This is a genomic window from Streptomyces sp. NPDC023838, from assembly GCF_040639555.1.
Classification (GTDB): domain Bacteria; phylum Actinomycetota; class Actinomycetes; order Streptomycetales; family Streptomycetaceae; genus Streptomyces.
Window position 1 is genome coordinate 145,473 of sequence record NZ_JBFAAD010000005.1, and the last position, 24,836, is coordinate 170,308.

A 24,836-nucleotide genomic window follows, 5' to 3' on the forward strand; every position below is an offset into this window, starting at 1 on the left:
ACGAACAGGAGGGGCTCCGCCATGAGCGACACCACCGACGCCGGCACCGGCACCACCGCCGACTCCGCCGGGGACAGCACGTCCTCGGCCCCGTCCCGGCGTTCCCTGCTCGGCTGGGGCGGCGCGGGGCTCGCCCTGGGGGCGGCCGCCGCGGGCGGCGCCGTCGCGGCCGTACGCGGCGACGGCGGCGACGCGGTGCCCGCCGCCGAGTCCGGCGCGGCCGTGCCGTTCTACGGGGCCCACCAGGCCGGTATCGCCACCGCGGTCCAGGACCGGCTGCACTTCGCCGCGTTCGACGTGACCACCAAGGACCGCGCGGAGCTGGTCCAGCTCCTCAAGGACTGGACGGCGGCCGCGGCGCGGATGACCGCGGGCCAGACGGTCGGCGAGGGCGCCTACGGCGGGCTCGCCGAGGCGCCGCCGGACGACACCGGCGAGGCGCTCGGCCTCAAGCCGTCCCGGCTGACCCTGACGGTCGGCTTCGGCCCCTCGCTCTTCGCCAAGGGCCGGTTCGGCCTGGAGGGCAAGCGGCCCGAGGCGCTCGTCGACATCGAGAAGTTCCCGCACGACAACCTGGACCCGGCCCGCAGCGACGGCGACCTGTGCGTCCAGGCGTGCGCGGACGACCCGCAGGTGGCGGTGCACGCGATCCGCAACCTGGCCCGGATCGCCATGGGCCGCGCCGCGGTGCGCTGGTCGCAGCTGGGCTTCGGCAAGACGTCGTCCACCACGCCCGAGGCGCAGACCCCGCGCAACATGATGGGCTTCAAGGACGGCACCCGGAACGTGTCGGGCACCGACGCCGCCGCCCTGGACAAGCACGTCTGGGTCGGCGAGAAGGACGGCTCGCCCTGGATGACCGGTGGCTCCTACCTGGTGGCCCGCCGCATCCGGATGCACATCGAGGCCTGGGACCGCACCGGTCTCCAGGAGCAGGAGGACGTCTTCGGGCGCGACAAGGGCGAGGGCGCCCCGGTCGGCAAGGCCAAGGAGCGCGACGAGCCGTTCCTGAAGGCGATGAAGCCGGACGCCCACGTGCGCCTCGCGCACCCGGACTCCAACGGCGGCGCGACCATCCTGCGCCGCGGCTACTCCTTCACCGACGGCACGGACGGCCTCGGCCGCCTGGACGCCGGCCTGTTCTTCCTCGCCTACCAGCGGGACGTCCGCAAGGGCTTCCTTCCCGTACAGCGCAGCCTGGCGCGTCACGACGCGCTCAACGAGTACATCCAGCATGTGAGTTCGGCGATTTTCGCCGTCCCTCCGGGCGTCCGCGACAAGGATGACTGGTGGGGCCGGGCACTGTTCAGCTGATCGGCCGAGGGCTGAGGGGAAACGAATGTTCGGCAATTATCTGATCGGCCTGCGCGAGGGTCTCGAAGCCAGTCTGGTCGTCTGCATCCTCGTCGCGTACCTGGTCAAGACGGGTCACCGCGAGGCGCTGCGGCCGATCTGGATCGGCATCTCCGTCGCCGTCCTGGTCGCCCTGGGCTTCGGCGCGGGCCTGGAGTTCGGCTCGCAGGAGATGACGTTCAAGGCGCAGGAGGCGCTCGGCGGCTCGCTGTCGGTCGTCGCCGTCTGCCTGGTGACCTGGATGGTCTTCTGGATGCGGCGCACCGCGCGGTTCCTGAAGTCCGAGCTCCAGGGGAAGCTGGACGCGGCGCTGCGGCTCGGCACCGGCGCCCTGGTCGCCACCGCGTTCCTGGCGGTGGGCCGGGAGGGCCTGGAGACCTCGCTGTTCGTCTGGACCTCGGTGCACGCGGCCGGCTCCGACAGCGGCAACACCGACCCGCTGATCGGCGCCCTCCTCGGCCTGGCCACGGCGGTCTTCCTGGGCTGGCTCTTCTACCGGGGCGCGCTCAAGATCAACCTGGCGAAGTTCTTCACCTGGACCGGCGCGATGCTGGTCGTGGTGGCGGCGGGCGTGCTCGCGTACGGCGTGCACGACCTGCAGGAAGCCGACTTCATCCCCGGCATCAAGAGCCTGGCGTTCGACATCAGCTCCACGATCCCGCCGGACAGCTGGTACGGCACGGTCCTCAAGGGCGTCTTCAACTTCCAGCCCGACCCGACCGTCCTCCAGGTCACGGTGTGGGCGCTGTACCTCATCCCCACGCTCGCGCTGTTCTTCGCCCCGGTAGGGTTCCCCAAGCCCAAGGGGGCGGTGGCTCCGCAGGGCGGGGCCACGAAGGACGAGGGGCAGAAGGCAGTCCATGAGCAGGGTGAGTCGGCTGGCGGCGGCGCTCGCGACGGTGACCGTACTGACGGTGACGGCGAGCGGCTGCGTGACGGTGCACGGCGAGCGGGAAGTAGTACCGTCGGCGACCAGGGCTGAGGCCGTACAGGCGCTCAGGGACTTCACCGACGCGTACAACAAGGCCGACAAGGCCTTCGACCCGGCCCTCGACGCGGGCCGGGTCACCGGCCCGCTCGGGGCGGTCAACCAGGCGGGCCTCAAGGCCCGGCACGTCACCGACCCGGGCGGCAACCCGCAGCACGTGCCGCTGGAGCTGACGGACGCGAAGTTCGCGATACCCAGGAAGGCGGGCTGGCCGCGCTGGTTCGTCGCCGACACCGACTCCAACCGCGACAAGGACACCGGCCCGGAGGACACGCGCTGGCTGCTGGTGTTCGTACGCGGCGGTGTGGACGACGTCTGGAAGGTGGCCCACCTCTCGGTCCTGGCCCCCAAGGACGTCCCGGCGTTCACCGCGGACAAGGACGGCTGGGCGGAGCCCGTACGGCCGGACGACGCGGGGCTGGCGGTGGCGCCGAAGGATCTGAGCGAGCAGTACGTGTCGTATCTGCGCGCCGGCCGCCCCGAGAGCTTCGCGCCCGGCCCGCACACCACGCAGTGGCGCGAGCTGCGCAAGAAGAACGCGGTCCTGCCGGGGATGTCCACGCAGTACGTGGACCAGCCGCTCGACACCGGCGACTTCGCGCCCCTCGCGCTGCGCACGCGGGACGGCGGCGCGCTCGTCTTCTTCGCCACGCGCCACTTCGAGCGGCAGACCGCGGCGAAGGGGGTGCGGCTGAACATCAACGCGGATGTACGGGCGCTGATGACCGGGGAGGCCCGGTCGACCGTGACGAAGGAGCGGGTGTCCGACGACGCCGCGCTGGTCCCGCCGGCGGGACGGGGGCCCATCACGGTGATCAATCGCCTTCAGGGCCTGGTCTCGGCCAAGGGCGAATAGGGTTACGCGTTCGGCTGCGGCCCGGTGGAGGCTGGTCGCGCAGTTCCCCACGCCCCTTTAGATGCGCCCCGGGGGTGCCGCGCAGCGGCACTTAAGGGGCGCGGGGAACTGCGCGACCAGCCCCCCACTCAGCCGCAGACAAAGGCCCGGCCTGAAAAGGGGCGCGGGGAACTGCGCGGCCAACCCCCACTGGCCCGCAGACGACAGCGCGCCCCGCAGGGGCTATCGGCCCAGGGGCCAGGCCACCGCGTGCGCGTCCGCGACTCCGTGCCTGGCGCACGCGTCCGTCAGGGTTTCCAGGAGGGTCAGGGGGTCCGGCAGGTCGTGTTCCGGGCCCCGTACCCAGGACACCTCGTGGTCGCCCGGCAACCGAGCCGGGGGGACCAGGACGTAGCTGCCGCGGCAGTGCCAGCGCAGGCCCGGGTGCTCGTCCATCGTCTCGGGGTGGCAGTCCAGCTCGCAGGGCCACCACTCGTCCTCGTCCTCCGGCGTGCCCCGCGTCGCCGTGAAGAACAGCATCCGCGCCTGGTCGCCGACGCCGCCCGACTCGGCCACCGGGCCGACGTCGACGCCCTCGGCGAGCAGCCGCTCCAGGGCCTCGCGGCCCGCTTCGAGGGGCACGTCCAGGACGTCGTGGACCATGCCCGTCGCCGTGATGAAGTTCGCCTCGGGCTGGCCCAGCGCCCACCGCTCGATCTGGGCGCGGTCGGTGGTCGACTGCGTCTGCCAGGCGAAGGAGACCGGGTGGCGCGCCGGGGTCGGACAGCCCACGCGCTCACAGGAGCACCGGTAGCCGGCGGGGTACGCGGCCGGGGCGAGCGGCAGCTTCGCGGCGGCGACGGCGAGCAGCAGACCGAGGCGGCCCTCGTCGGCGCCGGGGGCGTCCTTGGGACGCCTGCGCAGCCAGCGGGACAGCTTGCTCTCCGAGCTGCCGGAACGCCCGTACTCCGCGCCCATCTATCCCCTCACCTCACCGTTGCCCCGCGAGAACCTTCCCCCATGCTCCCACCATCCTGCGTCCGCCGAGGCCGTACCCCCCGATCCGGGCCCTCAGCGGGGGGCCAGTCCGCGCAGGGCGTATTCGACGACGGTGTCCGCGTACGCGTGGGTGAGCGGCAGGGTGCGCAGCAGCCAGCGGTGCGAGACCGGGCCGACCAGCAGCTCCAGGGCGGTACGGGGGTCGACGTCGGCCCGTACCTCGCCCGCCTCCTGCGCGGCGCGCAGCCGGTCCACGTACATCTTCAGCTGGGGCTCCAGGAGGTTCTGCACGAACGCGGCGGCGAGCTCCGGGTCCATGACGCCCTCCGCCGCGAGCGCCCGGTACGGCGCCTCGGTCGCGGAGTCGTTGAGCTCGTCGACGGTGGCGCGCAGCACCAGCTTGAGGTCGGCCTCCAGGTCCCCGGTGTCGGGCAGCGACACCTCGCCCTGGACGGCCTGGCGGCTGAGGTCGACGAACGCCTCCAGCAGGACCGCCGCCTTCGAGGGCCACCAGCGGTAGATGGTCTGCTTGCCGACCCCGGCGCGGGCGGCGATGCCCTCGATGGTCGTCTTCGCGTACCCGACCTCGCCGACGAGTGAGAGCGCCGCGTCGTAGATCGCGCGCCGCGAGCGCTCGCTGCGGCGGGTGGAGTCGGGCGCCTGCCCCTTGTTCGCCATGCCGGGATCCTAGCGCCATCGAGGCGAAACGTATCGTCTCTGTTCGCCTGCGCGGTCCGGCTCTGTCAAGGGCGCGCGCAGGGCAACGGTGGGTGAAGCGGCGAAAAACACCCGAACGGATCACTGCGCGAACGGCGGGCAGGCCGCACCATGGGCTGACCACCACCGCAGATGCGGCGCGTGCAGCCGAAGTCGTCCGTGAGGAGCCCTCATTGCTCAGTGAGACCCGTGACCTCCGTGCACCCCGAGTCGCCAGACCCCGGCGCTATCTGATGTGCCCACCGGCACACTTCAAGGTCACGTACTCCATCAACCCGTGGATGGACCCCGCCAAGCCCGTCGACCTGCCGCTCGCCCTCGCCCAGTGGGAGGACCTGCGCGACCGCTACCGGGCGCTCGGCCACACCGTCGAGCTGCTCGAACCCCGCCCCGACCTGCCCGACATGGTCTTCGCCGCCAACGGGGCCACCGTGATCGACGGCCGGGTGCTGGGCGCCCGCTTCGCCCACCCCGAGCGGGAGGCGGAGGCCGAGGCACATCTGGACTGGTTCCGCGCCCACGGCTTCACGGAGATCCACGAGCCGTCCCACATCAACGAGGGCGAGGGCGACTTCGCCGTCACCGCCACCTATCTGCTGGCCGGGCGCGGCTTCCGCTCCAGCCCGCTCTCGCACGACGAGGCCCAGGAGTTCTTCGGCCGCCCGGTGATCGGCCTTGACCTCGTCGACCCGCGCTACTACCACCTGGACACGGCCCTGTGCGTGCTGGACGACGCCGCCGACGAGATCATGTACTACCCGGGCGCCTTCTCGCCCGGCAGCCGGGCCGTCCTCGCCCGGCTCTTCCCGGACGCGGTGATCGCCTCGGAGTCGGATGCGGGGGCGCTGGGGCTGAACGCGGTGAGCGATGGTCTCCATGTGCTGCTGCCGCAGGGGGCGGTGGGGCTGTTCTCGTCCCTGCGGGAGCGGGGGTTCGTTCCCGTGGGGATGGACCTCGGTGAGCTGCTCAAGGGCGGGGGCAGCGTGAAGTGCTGCACGCAGGAGCTGCGCGTTTAGGTGCGGTGAGTTGTCTGCGGGTCGGTGGGGGCTGGTCGCGCCCGCGCGGCGGAGCCGCACATGCCACAGCCCCGCGCCCCTGTAGATGCGCCCCCGCGGGGCGCCCCGGGGATGCCGCGCAGCGGCACGTAAGGGGCGCGGGGAACTGCGCGAGCAACCCAACACAGCCCGCAGACAAACACCGGGCCCGACAAGGGGCGCGGGGAACTGCGCGACCAGCCCCCCACCGGCCCGCGGGCGAAAACGGCCTACCCGGCCGGAGGCCACCCGTCGCCCCACTCCGCGTCCCGGGCCGCCCGGTACAGCGCGCCGTGGCGCTTAGTGACCGTCTCGCGCCGCAGCACCTCCTCCGCCGTGCACAGGTCGAGCAGCACCTGCCCCTTGCGGATCTGGGGCCGCCGCACGATCCGGTTCACGGCGGGCTCGGCCGCCCCCCGCACCGCCGCGACATAGCTGAACTTCTCGTCCTCGTACGCCAGGGAGCCGCCCTTGACCTGCCGGTGCAGGGAGGAGCGGCTGACCCGGGCGGAGAAGTGGCACCAGTCCGTGCCGGGCTCGATCGGGCAGGCGGCGCTGTGCGGGCAGGGCGCGGCGACGGTGAACCCGGCCGCGATCAGCCGGTCCCGGGCCTCGATGATCCGGGCGTAGCCGTCGGGGGTGCCCGGCTCGACGATGACCACGGCGCCGGTCGCGGCGCGGGCGGCGGCGTCCACGAGGGCGCGGCGGTCGTCGGGGGTGAGCTCGTTCAGTACGTACGAGACGGTGACGAGGTCGGTCCGCTCCAGGCTCAGCGCGGCGCCGATCCGGGCCCGCTCCCAGCGGATCGCGCCCAGGCCCTCGATGCCGGAGGCGTCGGCCAGCTCACGCCCGATCGCGAGCGCGGGCTCGGCCCAGTCCAGGACGGTGGTGGCGGTCTCCCACGCCTCCGCGACGGCCCAGCTCGCCGCGCCCGTGCCGCCGCCGACGTCGGTGTGGGTGGCCGGGGCCCACTCCGGCACGGCGTCCTGGAGGGCGCCGAGGGCCGACCGTACCGCCTCGAAGGTCGCGGGCATCCGGTACGCGGCGTACGCGGCCACGTCGGACCGGTCGCGCAGCACCGGGGCGTGGGTCTGGGTGGCTCCCCGGTAGTTGGCGATGAGCCGGTCGACGGCCTGCGCGGCCTGCGACGGCGGCAGCCCGTCCAGCAGCCCGGCCAGCGTCGACCGCAGCACTTCGGGGACCCGCACGTTCTCGTTCACCTGGGGATTCTACGGGCGGGGCGGCACGTCGTCGGCGCGCTGCCAGGGCCTGCACAGCACCAGGAAGCACACCAGCGCCGCCACGCCCGAGGCGACCTGCACCACCGCCATCGGAACCGCGGTCGACTCCCCCGCGATCCCCACCAGCGGCGAAGCCACCGCCCCGATCAGGAACGACGACGTCCCGAGCAGCGCGGACGCCGAGCCCGCCGCGTGCGGGGTACGCATCAGCGCCTGGGCCGTCGTGTTGGGCGTCGCCATCCCCATCGCGGACATCAGCACGAACAGCCCGGCCGCGACCGGCGCGAGGCCCGGGTCCCCGAACACCCCGGACACCATCACCAGCAGCGCCGCCGCCGCCAGGACGACCACGCTCAGCGCGCACGCCAGCACCTTGTCGAGGCTGACCCGGCCCACCAGCAGCTTCCCGTTGATCTGCCCCGCGGCGACCAGGCCGACCGAGTTGAGCCCGAAGAGCAGCGAGAAGGTCTGCGGCGAGGCGCCGTAGATCTCCTGGATCACGAACGGGGAGGCCGAGATGTACGAGAAGAGCGCGGCGAACGCGAGCCCGCCGGCCAGCACGTACCCGGTGAAGACGCGGTCCTTGAGCAGCGAGCCCATGGTGCGCAGGGCCTCGCCGACCCCGCCCTCGTGCCGCCGCTCGGGCGGCAGCGTCTCGCCCAGACACCGCCACACGAAGAGCGTGAGCAGCAGCCCGACGGCGGTGAGCACCCCGAACACCCCGCGCCAGTCGGTGACCCGCAGCACCTGGCCGCCGATCAGGGGGGCCACGACGGGCGCGGCGCCGGAGATCAGCATCAGGGTGGAGAAGAACCGGGCCATCTCCACGCCGTCGTACAGGTCGCGCACCACCGCGCGGGCGATCACTATGCCCGCCGCGCCCGCCAGCCCCTGGAGCAGCCGGAAGGCGATGAGCAGTCCGGCGTCGGGCGCGAAGGCGCAGACGGCGGTGGCGACCACGTACACGGCCATGCCGACCAGCAGCGGTCTGCGGCGTCCCCACTTGTCGCTCATCGGCCCGACGACGAGCTGGCCGAGCGCCATGCCCGCCAGGCAGGCGGTAAGCGTGAGCTGCACGGTGGCGGCGGGCGCGTGGAGCGCGCCGGTGACCTCGGGCAGCGCGGGCAGGTACATGTCCATGGAGAGCGGCGGGAGCGCGGTGAGGCCGCCGAGGACGAGCGTGACCAGAAGCCCGGCGCGGCGGGCGGCGGCGACGGGCACCGGTACGGGTATGTCTGCCTCGGCCGTCGGACTGCTCTCCGCCATGCGCGTCCCGTCTCCTTGTTGTCGTTTCAAGCATCCATGCTCTCAGCCCGGCCGGGGTGCTCGGAACCACATCGCGGACGACCCGGCCCGGCGCCGAAGCCGCTCCCGTACGCTCCGGGCCATGAACGCATCCGCAGCGCGCAAGACCGCCGTCGTCACCGGCGCCGGTTCCGGCATCGGCCGCTCCGTGGCGCTCACCCTGGCCGCGGCGGGCTGGTCGGTGGCCCTGGCGGGCCGCCGGTCCGAGCCCCTGGAGGAGACGGCCGCGCTGGCCGGCGCCGACGCCGACGTCCTCGTCGTCCGTACGGACGTGACGTCACCGGACGAGGTGACGGCCCTGTTCGAGGCGGTACGGGACCGGTACGGGCGGCTCGACCTGCTCTTCAACAACGCGGGCACGTTCGGGCCCGGCGGGGTCGCGGTGGAGGACCTGGCGTACGAGGCGTGGCGCCATGTCGTCGACACCAACCTCAACGGGGCGTTCCTGTGCGCGCAGGCGGCGTACCGCCAGATGAAGGAGCAGGACCCGCAGGGCGGCCGGATCATCAACAACGGCTCGATCTCGGCGCACGTGCCGAGGCCGCACTCGGTGGCGTACACGGCGACCAAGCACGCGATGACCGGCCTGACCAAGGCGCTCTCGCTGGACGGCCGCCCGTACCGGATCGCCGTCGGCCAGATCGACATCGGCAACGCGGCCACGGACATGACGGCCCGGATGCGTACGGGCGTGCCGCAGGCCAACGGGGAGCTGGCGGTGGAGCCGGTGATGGACGCGGCGGACGTGGCCCGCACGGTGTTGCACATGGCGGAACTGCCGCTGGAGGCGAACGTGCAGTTCGCGACGGTGATGGCTACGGCTATGCCGTATATCGGGCGGGGCTGAGTGCCCCCTCGCACCTCCCTCTCCACCCGGGGAATGCCCGCACCCCCAGCCGGAGTTGATCACGGCATGACAGACGTACTGCGCTACACCGCCTTCTCCTCCGACCCGGCCGGCGGCAACCCCGCCGGGGTCGTCCTCGACGCGTCCGGGCTCGGCGACGCCGACATGCTCGCGATAGCCGCCGAGCTGGACTACAGCGAGACCGCGTTCCTGACCGCGCCCCCCGAGGGCCTGGGCGAGAAGGGGCGCGCGTTCACGGTCCGGTACTTCAGCCCGCGGGCCGAGGTCCCCTTCTGCGGTCACGCGACCGTGGCGACGGCGGTGGCGCTCGCCGAGCGGATCGGCCCGGGCGACCTGGTCTTCGCGACCCCCGTCGGCACGGTCCCGGTGACGGTCACGGACGACGAGGGCGTGCTGCGCGCCACGCTCACCAGCGTCGAGCCGCACAGCGAGGACATCGCGCCCGACGACCTCGCGGAGGCGCTGGCCGCGCTCGACTGGCCCGCCACCGACCTCGACCCGGCCCTGCCGCCGCGCATCGCGTACGCGGGCGCCCGCCACCTGGTCCTGGGCGCCGCCACCCGCGAGCGCCTGGCGGACCTCGCCTACGACTTCGACCGGCTGGCCGCGCTGATGCGGCGGCTCGACCTGACGACGGTTCAGCTGGCGTGGCGCGCGTCGGACACGGTCTTCCACGTCCGCGACCCGTTCCCGGTCGGCGGCGTCGTGGAGGACCCCGCGACGGGCGCGGCGGCAGCGGCCTTCGGCGCGTACGTACGCGAACTCGGCCTGGTACCCGAGGAGTCGGTCCTCACGCTCCACCAGGGCGAGGACCTGGGCCGTCCGGGCGTTCTGACGGTGACGCTGCGGGCCGGGGACGCGAGGGTACGGGTGGGCGGCGCGGGGGCTCGTATCCCGGAGTAACCCGACACCCGGCCCGGTCACACCCGCCCGGTCACCCTTGCCCGGTCACCGTTGCCCGGCTACGCCTGCCCGATCACGCTTGCCCGGCTACGCCTGCCCGGTCCGGTCACACCTGCCCGGTCCGGTCACACCTGCCCGGTTACGCCTGCCCGGTCTCGAACCGGCTGATCTTCCCGTCCTGGACGTCGAAGCGCCAGGCGGTCCGCATTTCGCCCCAGGTGTCGTTGCGATAGCGGGCGATGAGCGAGCGGCCGTCCTCGTCCTGCGACTCGACGTCCATGTACCCGCCGGAGGAGAAGACCTCGCGCTCGGTCCAGTCGTCGACGTTCCGGTCGGACCCGTCGTCGGACATGGTCGCGCCCGGGGCGAGCAGCGCCTGGAAGGCGGCGCGGTCACCCGCGTTGAGCGCAGTGACGAAGGCGCGGACGGTCGGGTCGCTGAGCAGCTCGACGGGGATGGTCATGGGGGGCTCCTCCGGATACAGCAGGGGGACGCCTCCCAGCTCACCCCATCCCCACCACCCCCGCCACCGGTCGCGGCGCGGAAGGGGGAAGCGGGGAACGTTCCCGAGGTTCAGACGGTCTGCTCGATGCGCTCGAAGATGTCCGAGTCCGTCTCCTGCTGCCAGGCCGGGAGGTCGGCCCAGTCGGCGACGTATCCGGGTTTCGGATCCTTGAAGTGCTTGAACATCTGGGCGGTCCAACAGATCGCGACGAAGCGGCCCTTCTGCTCGCGGGTGAGCCGCGTGGCGTGGCCTTCGCTGATCTTGATGAAGTCGCGCACCTGTCCGTACACGGCGGCGGCTGCCTCGCGCTCCCACTCGGGCGTCTCGTCCCACGGCGTGATGTAGCCGGGCTTCGGTTCACCGGGGTAGTGCTTGGTCACACCGGCGATCCACGCCTCGCGGAAGATCCGACCGTCACTCATGCACGTGCCCTCTCGTCATGCGGTGCGCGACAGCGCCGCGATTCGGTGATCCAGATCCGAGACTCGGCCATCGGACATGAGCGGGGCAAGACGCCCTCGCAGTCCGTCCAGCTTCTTGCCGATGAATCCCGAGTTCGACCGGTCGGCCAGTCCGAGCACTGCCTCCGCGTACTGCACGACCTGATCGACGTCGCCCCGGTGGGCCCCGAGGACAGCAAGGTCGCTCAGTACGGCGGCGCGGCGGCGCAGCGACAGTGGTTGGGCGAGGGCTGCGGTGAGGGCATCTTCCGCGAGGTCAGAACGGCCGAGCTGGAGGTAGCAGGCTCCTCGTTCCTCGGAGAGGCGGGAGCCGTCGAAGCGGAGCCAACCGCCGTTGTGGGAGTGGCCGTCGAGGGAGTGCACCTTCTCGGCTTCGTCGAGAGCCCGGGCGCAGCCGTCGATGTCGCCCATGGCCGCGCACACCTGGGCCTGGACGGAGGCGACCCAGTGGCGGGTGGACAGGGCACTGTCGCCCCGCCGGGCGATCCGGGAGGCCACCGCCAGCAGGGGCTGGGCAGCGGGCGCGCGTCGCGCGTACAGCTCGACGTAGGCGTGGCGGGTCATGGCGCAGGCCCAGAGGTCGTGGTCACTACCAGCGTGGGCGGCGTTGGCGGCCAGTGTGTAGCACTGGGCGGCGTCGATGTATCGGCTGGCGTCGAAGAATAGTTCCCCGGCGAGCTGGTAGAGGTCGCCGATCATCACGCACAGCCGGGCCCGGTCCGCTGCGGCGCGCGCCTCGGCTAGTCCCTTCGCCAGGACGTCGAGCTGCTTGCGGACCGCCGGAAAGACGGTCGGCTTGGAATCCGCGAGGGTGAAGACCTGCCACAGGCTGCGGTGCAGCTCCTCCCCTGTCTCCAGGAGCGCCGCCACTGTGTACCCTCGCGGAGCCTCGCCCGAATCGGGCAGGGTGACCAGCGCGCCCGTGACGGCGAGCAGGCCGAGGACATCGCGACGCTTCATATCGTCATCATCACCGCGGAGGAGGGGTGGGGTGTCGGGAAGCACGGCGGTTTCGGCCAGCTGCTCTCCGAAGAGAAGCCCGTCCAGCTCGGAGAGGGTGACTCCTAACAGGCTGGCGATCTTGGGCCGTTGGTGCGGCTGTGGGGCAGCACGGCCACTTTCCCAACGGCCCACGGTGGACGCGGCCACCGTAAGCGCTTCTGCGAATTCCTCCTGAGAGTACCCCTTTGCCACCCTCCGCTCGGCAAAGCGCCTACGCCTTAAAGCCATTGGTCTCCCCTCACGAAGAGCGCCTTCCTCACGCGAACCACCCGATGCCCGGAAAACGCCTGGGCAATGCGCGGGGTCCGCTCTGGGAGACGGTAACGGATCGTCGTTCACTGGTCACACGCCGCTCGGAAGTTGAAGGAACCTCGGGCGGTTCCCCCGAGGCAGCGGGCCACACGCCGCGTCCCGTCCGGGCTGCGGCCGGCTGCTGCCCCATCAGAGAGGAGCGACCACGTGGCAACCTCCGAACTCCCCCGCAGGAACCCTGGCGCCAGCGGCCGTACGTACACGCCGCAGAAGCCCCAACCGGGTGCACCGAGCCGGGCTCTGCGGGTACGGGCGGCCAGCGGCTGGGAAAAGTTCATGCGCCGCGTCGAGGCCCGGCAGGGGACGGAGACGTGAACCCGGTCGGGCCCGACGGCTACGAGCAGCACCCGCTCCTGAACACGAACGTCCGCGACATCGCCTCACGCGGGGAGGGTGTTCTCGTCGCCGTCACGCACGAGCTCCACAGCCACGGCACGGTCCGGGTCGCACACATCCGGCTCGAGAGTGGCATTGAGTGGACGACCGCGGCCGACAACATCCAGGCCGCTCACCTCTGAGTCACTGCCCGCAGGTCGCCGTCCGCACCCGCTGGCGCAGGCCGTTTCCCGCACTGCCCCCTTTCTGTCGAAGGAGTCCCATGACCACCTCCGTCGTACTCCCCACCCTCACTCGGCCGTGGGGTGCGGACCGACTCGCGCCCTACCCGACGACCATCCGCCGCCACCACGCCACGGTCGCCATCGACCCCACGACGCAGCTCGGGGTGTTCCGCGACCGCGCCGGGCAGGTGGTCGAGATGGGCAAGCACGGCACCAGCTCCGGCACCGAGACCTCCACGACGACGAACTCGGACTCCCGGAACGACCAAGGTCACGACCAGGACAGCAGCCAGGACTGATGACCGTGACGGAGGAGAGGCCGGTTCTGGTGGCCACCGAGGCGGACGACATCACCGCCGACATGGTGATCAGCGAACTCAACCGGCACGATGTGCCGGTGGTCCGGTTCAACCCCGCCGACATCGGCGGGGACCTCACGGCCTCGGCTCGGTTCGGCACCTGCCCAGCCCATGTGGTCTGGCAGGTGCGCACCCCGTCGAGAACCGCCGACCTGACCCGCGTCCGATCGGTGTACTGGCGCCGCCCGGAGTGGCCGTCATTCCCCAACCTGTCCCCGAACGACTCCCGATTCGCGGCGGCGCAGGTCCGCTACGGGCTTGGCGGCACGCTGTACGCCTTGGACGGCCCGCTCTGGGTCAACCACCCGTTACGCATTGCAGCGGCCGACTACAAGCCCGTCCAGCTCGCCCTCGCCCAGCGGCTCGGCTTCACCGTCCCACCCACCCTCGTCACCAACGACCCGGCCGAGGCGCGCGAGTTCATCCGCATCCAACGAGACGCGATCTTCAAGACGCTGCGATGGACCCCCTATACACGTGACGGCGTGCCGGTGACCGGATGGGCCGACCCCGTCACCCCCGACGAGATCGACGACAGCGTTCGCGTCACGCCCCACCTGTTCCAGGCCCGCGTGGACAAGGTCGCCGACCTCCGCGTCCTGATCGTGGGGCGGCACACGTTCGCCGTGCGCATCGATTCCGAACTGCTGGACTGGCGCAAGGACTACAGCGCTCTGGCATACACCGTGGAGAGCCTTCCCGACCGGGTGGACAAGTCACTGCACGCCTACCTGGACCGACTGGAGCTGGTATCAGGGAGCTTCGACCTCGCGGTGGACCGGGCGGGGGACTACTGGTGGTTGGAGTTGAATCCCAATGGGCAGTGGGGGTGGCTGGAGACGGAGACCGGCCTCCCGATGTCCGCCGCCTTCGCCGACCTGCTCCTGCAAGGAGACTGCCGATGACAGACCCGGCATCCGAGCGGCGCCGCATGGCAGCCGTGCTCGCGAACAAAGGCATCCTGAAGTCTCCCCGGCTGCGCGGGGCCGTCGAGGCCGTCCCCCGCGAGCAGTTCCTCCATCCCGGGGTCTTCCTGGACGAGGGGCGGACCTGGCGGCCGGTCACCGCCGTCGGTACGGACCCGGGCAAGTGGCTGAGGATCGCCTACAGCGTCGACACCCTCACCACCCAGCTCGACGGCCACCTCACCGCCGATCAGACCGGCGAACCCGTCGCGGGTGTACCCACGTCCTCCTCGACCGATCCGACCACCGTCGTCGGCATGATCGAGGCCTTGGGCCTCACAGAAGGTCACCGTGTCTTGGAGATCGGCACGGGCACCGGTTACGCCACGGCCCTGATGTGCCACTGCCTCGGCGAAGACAACGTCACCACGGTCGAGGTCGACCCGCAGGTGGCGGTACGCGCCGACGCCGCCCTGGAATCCGCCGGCTATTCGACGTGGACGGTGACGGGCGACGGGCTTCTCGGCCATCCGCACCGGGCACCGTACGACCGGGTCATCGCCACTTGCACGGTACGTCGCATCCCGTACACATGGGTCCGGCAGACGAAGCCCAGCGGCATCATCCTCGGTACGGTCGGCTCCTGGCCTTGGGGTACCGGCCTCGCGAAGGTCACCGTCGGCGAGGACGGTACCGCCGAGGGCGCGATCATCGGGCGCTCCTCCTTCATGCAGGCGCGGGCCCAGGCGGTGACGCCTTTGGCCGGCGACCTCTCCGCCCGGACCGCCTACGCGGACAGCGAGCGGACCGCACTGGTGTCCCCTCTCGCCCTGGAAGAGTGGATGCCCGCGTTCCTCGCGCAGCTCGCCGCGCCCAGTGCGCAGTTCGTTCGCGCCGCCCGCGACGACGGGGCACAGTTGCGATACCTCTTCGATCCCGAACGGGAGTCGTTCGCCGAGTTCCTCGCCGAGGGCGGGATCTGGACCGTCCGTCAAGGCGGCCCCGTAGCCCTCTGGGACGACATCGAACGCACCCTCGTCGCCTGGCAGGACGACGGCAGTTCAGCTATCGAGGCTGTGCGACTCCGCGTCACCAATAGATCGCACCTGTACTGGATCGACGGCAGCCCGCTGCTGCGCTGGGAGCACCGGCTCACCTGAACCGCTACCCTCCGAGGAAGCCGCTCCCCGGCCCGTAGGAAGCACGATGGACGACGAACCACTGTCGCAGTGGGCCGAGCGTCGTGACGCGAAGATCGGACAGCTCCGCGCCGTTCCGCTTGGCAGCGGCGAGGGCCCGCGAGGGTCGCATGTGAACCCTGATGTACCCCGAGCGATCCAGCGATGGAACGGGTACATATGGGAGCCGTTCGGCTTCGCGGCGAACCTCGCAGAGGCTAGAAGCATCCTGTTCCCCCACACCGAGGACACCCCAGCCTCGGGGCCGGCGCCGAAGCTCGGCCCGGGGAGCGGCAGGCACAGGAAGCCTCAGGCTCCGCGATGGTCCTGATGAGGGGCTGGCCCGAACCATGCGGGTGAAACCCGCTCCCGCCTGGTAGGTCACCGACACCACCATGGCGCCTGTGAGGAGGCCGGGGAGGGCCACTCCCGGCTTCGCCGACGCCGACCTCCAACCCGACGAAGCGTGGATACCTTGGTGGCTACCTTCGTACCGTGAGGTCCGGTTTGAACCGGTAAGGATCGGGGTCATGCTAGGTCCGCCGATCCATGAAAAAAGGCCTCTGACCTGTGTTTCTACTGATCAGAAGCCCCGAGGGGCAGACGAGTCGGGCTGTACGCCGGGTTCTGTCGCCCGGTCGCCTCGCGGCGGCCGGGGAGACGGCCATCCATCTAGGACCGGTGTTGCCACCGGCCTCGTGCGGTCTACCCGCGGACTCGGGCGGGCAGCCCTCGAACGTCCGCGCAGAGCCGCTTTTCACGGCGGCTCCTCTTGACCTTGCTCCGGGTGGGGTTTACCTAGCCGCCTGAGTCACCCCAGGCGCTGGTGGTCTCTTACACCACCGTTTCACCCTTACCGAGGACCGAGGTCCCCGGCGGTCTGTTCTCTGTGGCACTGTCCCGCGGGTCACCCCGGGTGGGCGTTACCCACCACCCTGCCCTGTGGAGCCCGGACGTTCCTCGGGAGGATCCGAGGATCCCCACGCGGCCGCCCGCCCGGCTCGTCTGCCGTGGTGCCCATGCTACCTGCCGGGCGGGACCCCTCAGACGAACTCGGCGGTGTCGAGGTGGAAGGCGAAGGGCTCGGGGAGGGTCTCGACCGTGGCCGGCCGCCCTCAGGCCGGGCTGAACTCCACCTTCGCCGTGCCGGGGTCGGCCTGGGTGAGGCGGACCTGGAGGCGTTCGCCGAGGGGGAGGGGGGTGGTGCCCCTGACGGGGGCCACGACGGCCGGGTCGGTCAAGTGGACGGTGCCGACGGCCGGTTCGTCCTCCTCCACGTCGACGACCGTCGCATCGAAGACGTCGCCGACGCGATCCTTGAGGAGAGCCGCCTCCACGAGGTCGACGCACTCGCGCTCGATCGTGTTGGCCCGGCGGGTGCCCTCGGCCATCTCCTTGGGAAGGGCGTCGAGCGCGGCGAGCACCCAGTCCGGGATGTCGGCGGCGGCGACCGCCGCGAGGCAGAGCTCGCTCGCGTAGCGGTCGACGAGGCGGCGCAGGGGGGCCGTGCAGTGCGTGTACTCGTCGGCGACCGCCGCGTGGACGGCGGGGTGGGGGATGTTTCCGCCGGTGAAGACGGTGTACCCGGCGCCCCGCAGCAGCGTCGTGCACTCCTGGAGGAACGCGGCGTGGTGCGGGTCGCGCGGGTCGAGGGAGCGGACGACCTGGGCGTACGGGACGTGGTGCGGCCAGTCGATGCCCAGCGCCTGGGCGGAGCGGCGCAGCCGGACGACGGCGCCGTCCGGGGCGCTGGGCAGGGTGCGCAGGACGCCGGTGCCGTACGCCAGCATCAGGTCGGCGGCGGCGATGCCGGTGAGCAGGGAGATCTGGGCGTTCCAGCCGTCGGCGGGGAGGGGGGCGCGGTAGTCGAGCCCGTACCGGCCGTCGCGCTCGACGATCTCCTGCTCGGGGACGTTGAGGGAGATGCCGCCACGGGCGACCTCCTGCTGTTCGCGCAGGCGCCCGATGTCCTGGAGGAGGGCGAGGGAGGGCTCGGCGGTGCCGGCGTCGATCTGCCGCTGCACCCCGTCGTAGTCGAGCTTGGCGCGGCTGCGGACGAGGGCGCGCTCGACGTGGGTGGCGGTGGTGGCGCCGTCCGCGTCCAGGTCGATGGTCCACAGGACGGCTGGGCGGGTACGGCCCGGCAGGAGGCTGGCGGCGTCTTCGGAGAGTACGGGCGGGTGGAGCGGGACGCGCTCGTCGGGGAAGTAGAGGGTGTTCACCCGGCGGTGGGCCTCGGTGTCGACGGGGCCGCCGGGGACGACGTAGGCGGCGACGTCGGCGATGGCGTAGTGCACGCGGTATCCGCTGCCGCTTGTGGTGAGGTGCATGGCCTGGTCCAGGTCCATGGAGGCGGGCGGATCGATGGTGAAGAAGGGGAGGTCCGTGGCGTCGCGGGCGGGCAGCCGGGGGCTGCCCGCGGCCCTGTCCGCCTCGGCGAGGACGTCCGGGGGGAAGTCCTCGGGGACGGCGAGGGCGGTGCGGAGGTCGCGCAGGGCGGCCCTCAGCGGGTCGGCTGCGCCGGTCATGTGCAGGTGACGGCGGGGCATGCCCCGAGCGTAGGCCGCACCCTCCGACTCGGCCCCTTTTCCGGGGCTACGCCCCGCCCCCCGGCCCGGCGGCGGCTGCTGCTCGCGGCCCTCCGGGGTGGGGTGCGGAATTCGTCTGCGGGCCGGTGGGGGCTGGTCGCGCAGTTCCCCGCGAGGCCCTCCGGGGCGGGGTGCGGAATTCGTCTGCGGGCCAGTGGGGGCTGAGCGCGCAGTTCCCCGCGGGGCCCTCCGGGGTGGGGTGCGGGATTCGTCTGCGGGCCAGTGGGGGCTGAGCGCGCAGTTCCCCGCGGGGCCCTCCGGGGCGGGGTGCGGAATTCGTCTGCGGGCCGGTGGGGGCTGAGCGCGCAGTTCCCCGCGCCCCTAAAAGACTCGGCTGGGCGCGCCCGCGCGGCGGAGCCGCACGTGTCACAGCCTCGCGCCCCTAAAAGACTCGGCGGAGCCGCACATGTCACAGACCCGCGCCCCTAGAAGCCCGGGCGCCCGTCAGGATGCGGGCCGCGGGACGCAGCCGCCGTAACCCCCAAGGGGCGCGGTGAACTGCGCGGCCAGCCCCCGCCGGGCCGCAGACAAAATCGGAGCCCGGGGCGCAGCCCCGAGAGCGGGAGCCCGGCGCGCAGCCCCGGGAGCGGGAGCCCGGCGCGCAGCCCCGGGAGCGGGAGCCCGGGGCGCAGCCCCGAGAGCGGGAGCCCGGGGCGCAGCCCCGCGAGCGGGGCCCGGGGGCGTGGTCCCCTGGGGAGCTGGCTCCGGCGGCCGACCGCCCTCGGAGAGTTTGGGGAAGGGGCGGGGTGGGGGCTTAACCTGGCTCGGGGCCGCACCCCCGTCCCGTACACCCCCCAAGGAGACCCCGTGCTCGTCCTGCTCCCGCCCTCCGAAGGAAAGGCCGGCGGGGGGCGCGGAACGCCCCTGAAAGAAGAGACGCTGTCGCTGCCGGGGCTCCGCCCCGCCCGCACCGCCGTCCTCGACGAGCTGATCGAGCTGTGCCTCGCGGACGAGGACAAGGCCCGCGACGTACTCGGCCTCAGCGAAGGCCTCCGCGGCGAGATCGCCAAGAACGCCGAGCTCCGCACCGCCGGCACCCGCCCCGCCGGCGAGATCTACACCGGCGTCCTCTACGACGCCCTCGGCCTCGCCACCCTCGACCCCGCCGCCAAGCGCCGCGCCGCCACGTCGCTGCTCGTCTTCTCCGGCCTGTGGGGCGCCGTACGCACCGGCGACCGCATCCCGTCGTACCGCTGCTCGATGGGCGTGAAGCTGCCGGGACTCGGCGCGCTCGGGGCGTACTGGCGCGGCGTCATGGACCCGGTCATGACCGAGGCCGCCGGGACCGGCCTCGTCCTCGACCTGCGCTCCTCCGCGTACGCCGCCGCCTGGAAGCCCAAGGGCGAGGTGGCCGGGCGGACCGCGACCGTACGCGTCCTGCACTCCCAGGTCGTCGACGGCGTCGAGAAGCGTTCGGTCGTCAGCCACTTCAACAAGGCCACGAAGGGGCGGCTGGTGCGGGACCTGCTGTCGGACGGGGCCGCTCCCACCGACCCGGCGCGGCTGGTGGAGGCCCTGCGCGATCTCGGGTACGTGGTGGAGTGCGCCCCGCCCGCCAAGCCGGGCAAGCCGTGGGCGCTGGACGTAGTCGTGGAGCAGATCCACTAGGCCCGGGGCCAACGCTCGTTGCATAGGGTGCAACGAGCGTTGCAGCACGCGAATGCGCCCGGCAGGATGCCCCGTATGGCCTCCGTCCTGGATCTCGCCCCCGTCGTCCCCGTGGTCGTCCTCGACGACGCCGCCGACGCCGTACCGCTCGCGCGGGCCCTGGTGGCGGGCGGGCTGCCGGCGATCGAGGTGACCCTGCGTACGCCCGCCGCGCTCGACGCGATCCGGGCGGTGGCGGCGGAGGTGCCCGGCGCGGTCGTGGGCGCCGGGACCGTCGTCACAGCCGCCGGGGTCGCCGACGCCGTCTCGGCCGGGGCACGCTTCCTGGTCAGTCCGGGCTGGACCGGCGGCCTCCTCGACGCGATGGCCGCGTCCGGGGTCCCGTACCTGCCCGGGGTCGCCACCGCCTCCGAGGTGGTGGCGCTCCTGGAACGCGGCATCCGCGAGATGAAGTTCTTCCCCGCCGAGGCGGCGGGCGGCACGGCCTATCTGAAGTCGCTGGCCGGGCCGCTGCCCGGCGCCCGCTTCTGCCCCACCGGCGGCATCTCGCCCGCCTCGGCCCCGGACTATCTGGCCCTGCCGAACGTCGGCTGTGTCGGGGGTACGTGGATGCTCCCCCCGGACGCTCTCGCCGCGCGGGACTGGGGGCGGGTGGAGGCGCTGGCGCGGGAGGCGGCGGGGTTGCGCTGAGTCCTTCGGCCGCGGACCGTGCCGGGTTGCTCGCGCGGTCCCCCGCGCCCCTGGGTGATCAGGGGCGCGGGCAACCACTCAAACCCTCAGCGCAGATGCGACGTGTCGTTCAGCAGCCGCACCGACGCGTTCCCGTCCCCGTAATACGCCACCGCCGACAGCGACGCCGCCGACAGTTCCATCCGGAACAGGGACTCCGGCGGGGCGCCCAGGGCGAGCCGGACCAGGGTCTTGACCGGGGTCACGTGCGTGACCAGCAGGACCGTCCGGCCCTCGTACGCCGTGAGCAGGCGGTCCCGGGTCGCCGAGACGCGGCGCGACACCGTCGCGAAGCTCTCGCCGCCGCCCGTCGGGGCGGCCTTGGGCGAGGCGAGCCACGCGTCGAGGTCGGCGCCGTACCGCTCGCGCACCTCCGCGAACGTCAGGCCCTCCCACGCACCGAAGTCCGTCTCGCGCAGGCCTTCCTCGACCCGTACGTCCAGACCGAGGCGCGCCGCGACCGCCGCCGCCGTCTCGCGGCAGCGCCGCAGCGGGGACGAGACGACCGCCTGGATCGTGCCCCGGGCCGCGAGGGCCGCCGCGACCTGGTCGGCCTGGCGTCGGCCCGCCGCCGAAAGCTCGGGGTCGGAGCCGCCGCTGCCGGAGAAGCGCTTCTCCGGGGTCAGCGCCGTCTCGCCGTGCCGCAGCAGCACGAAGGTCGTGGGCGTGCCCAGGTCGGGCGCGCTCCACCCGGCCGCCGGGGCCGCACCCGAACTCCGGGCGGGCGCCGGGACGGTGGCGACGGGAGCGGCGGGAGCCGTGGATGTCGCCAGCGCCGCCCTCGCCCGGGCCGCACCCGCCGCCGCGTCCCCGACGACCCGCGCCGCACCCGCGTCAGCGGACGGCGCACCCGCGGATCCCGCGTCCAGCGCCGCCCTGGACGCCGACGGCTCCCACTGCTTGCCCCGCTTGCCCGCGTCCATCGCCTCGTTGGCGAGCCGGTCCGCGTGCTTGTTCTGCTCGCGCGGGATCCACTCGTACGTGACCTGCCCGGGCGGCAGGACCCGCCCGGCCTCGGCGGCCAGCGGCTTCATGTCCGGGTGCTTGATCTTCCAGCGGCCCGACATCTGCTCGACGACCAGCTTGGAGTCCATCCGGACCCGCACCCTCGCCGCCGGGTCCAGCGCCTTCGCCGCCTTGAGCCCGGCGATCAGGCCCTTGTACTCGGCGACGTTGTTGGTCGCGACGCCGATGTACTCCGCCGCCTCGGCCAGCGTCTCGCCCGTCGCCGGGTCCAGGACCACCGCGCCGTAACCGGCCGGACCCGGGTTGCCCCGGGAGCCGCCGTCGGCCTCGACAACGAACTGCCGCACTACAGGCCCGACTCCGCCGTACGGACCAGGATGCGGCTGCAGTTCCCGCACCGCAGCACGGTGTCCGGGGACGCCGCCTTCACCTCGTTGACCTCGGTGATGTCGAGCTCGAGCCGGCAGCCCTCGCACTTGCGCTGGTAGAGCCGGGCCGCGCCGACGCCGCCCTGCTTCTCGCGGAGCTTGTCGTAGAGCTTGAGCAGGTCGGCCGGGATCACACCCGCGACGACCTCGCGCTCCTTGGCCACCTCGGCGGCCTCGGCGTCGAGCTGCTGCGTCGCGGCGTCGCGGCGGGCGGTCGCGTCGTCGGTCTTCGACTGGACGGAGGAGACCCGCTCGGTCAGCTCGGCGACCCGCTCCTGGGCGGACTCACGGCGCTCCATGACCTCCAGGACGACGTCTTCGAGGTCGCCCTGGCGCTTGGCCAGCGAGGTGATCTCGCGCTGGAGGGACTCCAGGTCCTTGGGCGAGGAGACGGCGCCCGAGTCCAGGCGCTGCTGGTCGCGGGCGGCGCGCTGGCGGACCTGGTCGACGTCCTGCTCGGCCTTGGTCTGCTCGCGGGCGGTGTCGCTCTCCTCGGTCTGCGCGGCGACCAGCAGGTCGCGGAGCTGGAGGAGGTCCTTGTTCAGCGAGTCGATCTCGGCGTGCTCGGGCAGCGACTTCCGCTTGTGGGCGAGCTGCGACAGGCGTACGTCGAGGGCCTGTACGTCGAGGAGGCGGATCTGGTCGGCGGGCGCGGCGTTCAGTTGGGGGCTCCAGAAGAGTGGTGGGATGACCAGGGGTCGGTGACCGTCTTCGAGACGTGGACCCGCAGGTCCCAGCCGTGACGGTCGGAAATCTCGTCGAGCTGTGCGGCGGCCTGCTCGCACCAGGGCCACTCGGTGGCCCAGTGGGCGGCGTCGATCAGGCCGAGCGGGCCGGAGGAAGGAGACGCGGCCTGGGTCGCCTCCGACACCGGGTGGTGGCGCAGGTCGGCGGTGAGGAAGGCATCGGCTCCCGACGCCCGTACGGCGTCGAAGAGGCCGTCGCCCGAGCCGCCGCTGACCGCGACGGTCCTCACCAGGGCCTCGGTGTCGCCGGCGACCCGGATGCCCTGCGCGGTGGCGGGCAGCCGGGCGGCGGCGCGGGCGGCGAACTCGCCCAGCGTCATCGGCGGCTCCAGCTCGCAGATCCGGCCCAGGCCGCGGCGGCCCGTGGGGTCCGTGGCGTCGGGCACGAGCGGGCGGACGACCCGGATGTCCAGGGCGCCCGCGAGGGCGTCGGAGACGCCGGGGTCGGCGGTGTCGGCGTTGGTGTGGGCGACGTGCAGCGCGATGTCGTGCTTGATCAGGGTGTGCACGACCCGGCCCTTGAAGTGGCCGGCCGCGACCGTCGTCGTACCGCGCAGATAGAGCGGGTGGTGGGTGACGATCAGATCGGCGCCGAGCTTCACGGCCTCGTCCGCGATCTCCTGGACGGGGTCGACGGCGAACAGCACGCGCCGGACCTCCGCGTCGGGCTCGCCGCAGACGGTGCCGACCGCGTCCCATCCCTCGGCCCGCTCGGGCGGCCAGAGGGCGTCGAGCGCGGCGATGACTTCAGACAGACGGGGCACGGACACAGGTTACCCGCGCTCGGGGCCCCGCCCACCATGGCTCCGGGCCTCCGGCCACCTCGGCCGCGGACCCGGCCCGCCGCCGCTCCGGCCCCGCCCGCCCCGGGCGCGCCTCGCCCCGCTCGCACCGCACGCGCATCCGTACGCGCACCGCACTGCACATCCGTCGCCCCGATCACAGCGGAATCGCCCGATGGCCACCCTTTGGTGTGAAGCGAGTGGTCTCGTGCTGTTCGGCAGGAAGTGCGAAAACTACCTTCATGGGCCGGAGGTGAGCCATCTCATGACGGCCTTGGCCATCGAGATCGCTGCCGGGAACGGCGCGGTCCGGCACACGGACTTCACGATCACTGCGGACGGCTCCTACGCGGCCCGTCTGGTAAGGGGAGGGGGCGAGGGCGAGCGCTGGTTCCCCGAGCGGTGGACGCTCGACGGACCCGAGCCGTACGCAGTGCCGCTGCCCGGCAACCAGCCGGAGGAGCCGGACGCCTCGGTGCTGCCGATGGCGGACGGGCGGGTGCTGATCCACCGCCGGGTCGCCGACCGGGACGCCTTCGCCCTGCTCTACCCGACCGGCCCCGGCACCGGCGAGCTCGCGCTCGGCAGGATCGCCCACGACGCGGAGCGGCGGCTGTCGCTGCTGCCGCCGTCCCCGAACGGCAGCTGTGCGTACGCGCTCGCGGCCGGACCCGAGAACAGCACCATCTGGCTGGTGGCGGGCGGCGCCTTCGGCCCGGAGCCGGTCGCCACCCTCAGGGGGCACTGCTCGGGCGGCGCCTGGCTGGACCGGACCGGGCGGATGCTCGCCCTGGACCGGGAGGTGGACGGGCGGACCAAGGCGGTCGCGGTGGACCTGGAGCGGGGCGGCGAGGTGACCCCGCTGCTGCAGATCACCGAGGAGAGCGAGGACCGGCTGCTGCTCGCCGACCCGGACACCGGTCTGCTGCTGCTGCGCTCCGACGCGCCCGGCCACCACCGGCTCGGCTGGGGCGTGCTCGGCTCCACCCTGCCGGTCCGCTTCCCCGAGTGCCTGCGGCTCGCGGACGCGGCGGTCACGCCGTTCGCCGTGCAGCCCGGACAGGCGCTGATGCCGGAGAGCTGCGCGGTGGCGGTGCGGATCGACGCGGCGGCGGGCACCTGGCTGGGGGTGTGGCGCCCGGCGGGCCGGACCCTGCACCAGCTGGCCGCGCCCCAGGGGTGGCTGGCGGGTTCGGGGCTGTGGACCCGGGACGGGGTGCTGCGGCTGCCGTGCGCGACGGCCTCGGCGCCCTGTGCGGTGGCGGCGGTCCGGGCCCCGGCGGACGTGCCGCGGCCCACCCCCGTACCGTGCGCGACGGCCTCGGCGCCCTGTGCGGTGGCGGCCGTCCGGGCCCCCGCGGACGTGCCGCGGCCCGCCCCCGTACCCGTGAAGCCGCAGGCCCCCCGGCCCGTACCGCTCGCGCAGGCACCGCTGACCGGCCGTCAGTAGACCGGGGGCGTCTG

The 24,836-nt window shown here is 72.8% G+C and carries 25 protein-coding genes, 1 other RNA gene and 1 pseudogene; 14 read left to right on the forward strand and 13 right to left on the reverse strand.

What is annotated here, in order from left to right:
- Positions 1-21: 21 nt before the first annotated feature.
- The 3 genes from efeB to AB0G17_RS08485 are packed head-to-tail and all read left to right on the forward strand — an operon-like array spanning position 22 to position 3,197.
- A complete protein-coding gene (efeB, locus tag AB0G17_RS08475) occupies positions 22-1,314 on the forward strand; it encodes an iron uptake transporter deferrochelatase/peroxidase subunit (protein WP_361377556.1) in 1,293 nt (430 codons plus the stop codon).
- 25 nt (positions 1,315-1,339) lie between these two features.
- A complete protein-coding gene (gene efeU / locus AB0G17_RS08480) occupies positions 1,340-2,335 on the forward strand; it encodes an iron uptake transporter permease EfeU (protein WP_361377559.1) in 996 nt (331 codons plus the stop codon).
- Positions 2,223-3,197: a hypothetical protein gene (locus tag AB0G17_RS08485; RefSeq protein WP_361378057.1), complete on the forward strand. Its 975-nt coding sequence runs from the start codon at positions 2,223-2,225 to the stop codon at positions 3,195-3,197. Before efeU ends, AB0G17_RS08485 begins: the two co-directional genes overlap by 113 nt.
- Before the next feature lie 222 nt (positions 3,198-3,419).
- Here the strand turns inward: AB0G17_RS08485 and AB0G17_RS08490 are convergent, their stop codons facing one another.
- Entirely contained in the window at positions 3,420-4,154 is a 735-nt protein-coding gene (locus AB0G17_RS08490; protein ID WP_361377562.1) for a bifunctional DNA primase/polymerase, read from the reverse strand.
- A 93-nt stretch (positions 4,155-4,247) separates the two neighbouring features.
- On the reverse strand, positions 4,248-4,853 hold the full coding sequence (locus AB0G17_RS08495) for a TetR/AcrR family transcriptional regulator (RefSeq protein WP_361377565.1): 606 nt from the start codon (positions 4,851-4,853) through the stop codon (positions 4,248-4,250).
- 212 nt (positions 4,854-5,065) lie between these two features.
- Between AB0G17_RS08495 and ddaH the strand changes: the two genes are divergently transcribed.
- Positions 5,066-5,908 carry a dimethylargininase gene (gene ddaH, locus AB0G17_RS08500; RefSeq protein WP_361377568.1) on the forward strand — a complete coding sequence of 281 codons (843 nt, stop codon included), beginning with the start codon at positions 5,066-5,068 and terminating at the stop codon, positions 5,906-5,908.
- Positions 5,909-6,156: 248 nt separating this feature from the next.
- On the opposite strand, the gene AB0G17_RS08505 is transcribed toward ddaH, so the two are convergent.
- Both AB0G17_RS08505 and AB0G17_RS08510 read right to left on the reverse strand, forming a co-directional pair.
- Complete coding sequence (locus AB0G17_RS08505) at positions 6,157-7,146, reverse strand: small ribosomal subunit Rsm22 family protein (protein WP_361377571.1); 990 nt, start codon at positions 7,144-7,146, stop codon at positions 6,157-6,159.
- Between the two features lie 9 nt (positions 7,147-7,155).
- Positions 7,156-8,433 carry a multidrug effflux MFS transporter gene (locus AB0G17_RS08510; protein WP_361377574.1) on the reverse strand — a complete coding sequence of 426 codons (1,278 nt, stop codon included), beginning with the start codon at positions 8,431-8,433 and terminating at the stop codon, positions 7,156-7,158.
- Positions 8,434-8,554: 121 nt separating this feature from the next.
- Here AB0G17_RS08510 and AB0G17_RS08515 point away from each other — a divergent pair, with 121 nt between their 5' ends.
- Positions 8,555-9,319 carry an SDR family oxidoreductase gene (locus AB0G17_RS08515; protein WP_361377577.1) on the forward strand — a complete coding sequence of 255 codons (765 nt, stop codon included), beginning with the start codon at positions 8,555-8,557 and terminating at the stop codon, positions 9,317-9,319.
- 66 nt (positions 9,320-9,385) lie between these two features.
- Entirely contained in the window at positions 9,386-10,243 is an 858-nt protein-coding gene (locus AB0G17_RS08520) for a PhzF family phenazine biosynthesis isomerase (protein ID WP_361377580.1), read from the forward strand.
- 139 nt (positions 10,244-10,382) lie between these two features.
- On the opposite strand, the gene AB0G17_RS08525 is transcribed toward AB0G17_RS08520, so the two are convergent.
- From AB0G17_RS08525 to AB0G17_RS08540, 4 genes and pseudogenes are all read right to left on the reverse strand, one after another.
- Complete coding sequence (locus AB0G17_RS08525; protein ID WP_361377583.1) at positions 10,383-10,706, reverse strand: nuclear transport factor 2 family protein; 324 nt, start codon at positions 10,704-10,706, stop codon at positions 10,383-10,385.
- Positions 10,707-10,816: 110 nt separating this feature from the next.
- Positions 10,817-11,170 (reverse strand): hypothetical protein, encoded by a 354-nt coding sequence (locus tag AB0G17_RS08530; RefSeq protein WP_361377586.1) that lies wholly within the window; start codon positions 11,168-11,170, stop codon positions 10,817-10,819.
- Positions 11,171-11,185: 15 nt separating this feature from the next.
- The gene (locus AB0G17_RS08535) at positions 11,186-12,169 is read right to left on the reverse strand and encodes a transcriptional regulator (RefSeq protein WP_361378059.1); all 984 of its coding nucleotides are present in this window, start codon (positions 12,167-12,169) and stop codon (positions 11,186-11,188) included.
- A gap of 141 nt (positions 12,170-12,310) precedes the next feature.
- Positions 12,311-12,439 (reverse strand): annotated as a pseudogene (locus tag AB0G17_RS08540) (helix-turn-helix transcriptional regulator); the annotation flags it as partial.
- A 395-nt stretch (positions 12,440-12,834) separates the two neighbouring features.
- On the opposite strand from AB0G17_RS08540, the gene AB0G17_RS08545 reads away from it, so the two are divergent.
- The 5 genes from AB0G17_RS08545 (at position 12,835) to AB0G17_RS08565 (ending at position 15,856) form a co-directional block, all read left to right on the forward strand.
- Positions 12,835-13,041: a hypothetical protein gene (locus AB0G17_RS08545; protein WP_361377589.1), complete on the forward strand. Its 207-nt coding sequence runs from the start codon at positions 12,835-12,837 to the stop codon at positions 13,039-13,041.
- 80 nt (positions 13,042-13,121) lie between these two features.
- The gene (tgmA, locus tag AB0G17_RS08550; RefSeq protein ID WP_361377592.1) at positions 13,122-13,382 is read left to right on the forward strand and encodes a putative ATP-grasp-modified RiPP; all 261 of its coding nucleotides are present in this window, start codon (positions 13,122-13,124) and stop codon (positions 13,380-13,382) included.
- On the forward strand, positions 13,382-14,347 hold the full coding sequence (tgmB, locus tag AB0G17_RS08555; RefSeq protein WP_361377595.1) for an ATP-grasp ribosomal peptide maturase: 966 nt from the start codon (positions 13,382-13,384) through the stop codon (positions 14,345-14,347). The genes tgmA and tgmB overlap by 1 nt, the downstream gene beginning before the upstream one ends.
- Positions 14,344-15,507: an ATP-grasp peptide maturase system methyltransferase gene (gene tgmC, locus AB0G17_RS08560; RefSeq protein ID WP_361377598.1), complete on the forward strand. Its 1,164-nt coding sequence runs from the start codon at positions 14,344-14,346 to the stop codon at positions 15,505-15,507. Before tgmB ends, tgmC begins: the two co-directional genes overlap by 4 nt.
- Positions 15,508-15,553: 46 nt before the next feature.
- Positions 15,554-15,856 carry a DUF6087 family protein gene (locus AB0G17_RS08565; RefSeq protein ID WP_361377601.1) on the forward strand — a complete coding sequence of 101 codons (303 nt, stop codon included), beginning with the start codon at positions 15,554-15,556 and terminating at the stop codon, positions 15,854-15,856.
- A gap of 269 nt (positions 15,857-16,125) precedes the next feature.
- Here AB0G17_RS08565 and rnpB read toward each other — a convergent pair.
- Both rnpB and AB0G17_RS08575 read right to left on the reverse strand, forming a co-directional pair.
- An RNA gene (gene rnpB, locus AB0G17_RS08570) (RNase P RNA component class A) lies at positions 16,126-16,529 on the reverse strand.
- Between the two features lie 111 nt (positions 16,530-16,640).
- Entirely contained in the window at positions 16,641-18,074 is a 1,434-nt protein-coding gene (locus AB0G17_RS08575) for an RNB domain-containing ribonuclease (protein ID WP_361377604.1), read from the reverse strand.
- Between the two features lie 846 nt (positions 18,075-18,920).
- On the opposite strand from AB0G17_RS08575, the gene yaaA reads away from it, so the two are divergent.
- Together yaaA and eda are read left to right on the forward strand one after the other, a co-directional pair.
- Entirely contained in the window at positions 18,921-19,721 is an 801-nt protein-coding gene (yaaA, locus tag AB0G17_RS08580) for a peroxide stress protein YaaA (RefSeq protein WP_361377607.1), read from the forward strand.
- Between the two features lie 75 nt (positions 19,722-19,796).
- Entirely contained in the window at positions 19,797-20,411 is a 615-nt protein-coding gene (eda, locus tag AB0G17_RS08585; RefSeq protein ID WP_361377610.1) for a bifunctional 4-hydroxy-2-oxoglutarate aldolase/2-dehydro-3-deoxy-phosphogluconate aldolase, read from the forward strand.
- An 86-nt stretch (positions 20,412-20,497) separates the two neighbouring features.
- On the opposite strand, the gene AB0G17_RS08590 is transcribed toward eda, so the two are convergent.
- Genes AB0G17_RS08590 through AB0G17_RS08600 form a run of 3 tightly spaced genes read right to left on the reverse strand, consistent with a single transcriptional unit; the run spans position 20,498 to position 23,354 of the window.
- Positions 20,498-21,763: a bifunctional RNase H/acid phosphatase gene (locus tag AB0G17_RS08590; RefSeq protein ID WP_361377613.1), complete on the reverse strand. Its 1,266-nt coding sequence runs from the start codon at positions 21,761-21,763 to the stop codon at positions 20,498-20,500.
- A complete protein-coding gene (locus AB0G17_RS08595) occupies positions 21,763-22,506 on the reverse strand; it encodes a C4-type zinc ribbon domain-containing protein (RefSeq protein ID WP_361378061.1) in 744 nt (247 codons plus the stop codon). The genes AB0G17_RS08590 and AB0G17_RS08595 overlap by 1 nt, the downstream gene beginning before the upstream one ends.
- Positions 22,503-23,354 carry a Nif3-like dinuclear metal center hexameric protein gene (locus tag AB0G17_RS08600; RefSeq protein WP_361377616.1) on the reverse strand — a complete coding sequence of 284 codons (852 nt, stop codon included), beginning with the start codon at positions 23,352-23,354 and terminating at the stop codon, positions 22,503-22,505. The genes AB0G17_RS08595 and AB0G17_RS08600 overlap by 4 nt, the downstream gene beginning before the upstream one ends.
- Before the next feature lie 283 nt (positions 23,355-23,637).
- On the opposite strand from AB0G17_RS08600, the gene AB0G17_RS08605 reads away from it, so the two are divergent.
- Positions 23,638-24,822: a hypothetical protein gene (locus AB0G17_RS08605; protein WP_361377619.1), complete on the forward strand. Its 1,185-nt coding sequence runs from the start codon at positions 23,638-23,640 to the stop codon at positions 24,820-24,822.
- The last annotated feature ends 14 nt before the right edge of the window (positions 24,823-24,836 follow it).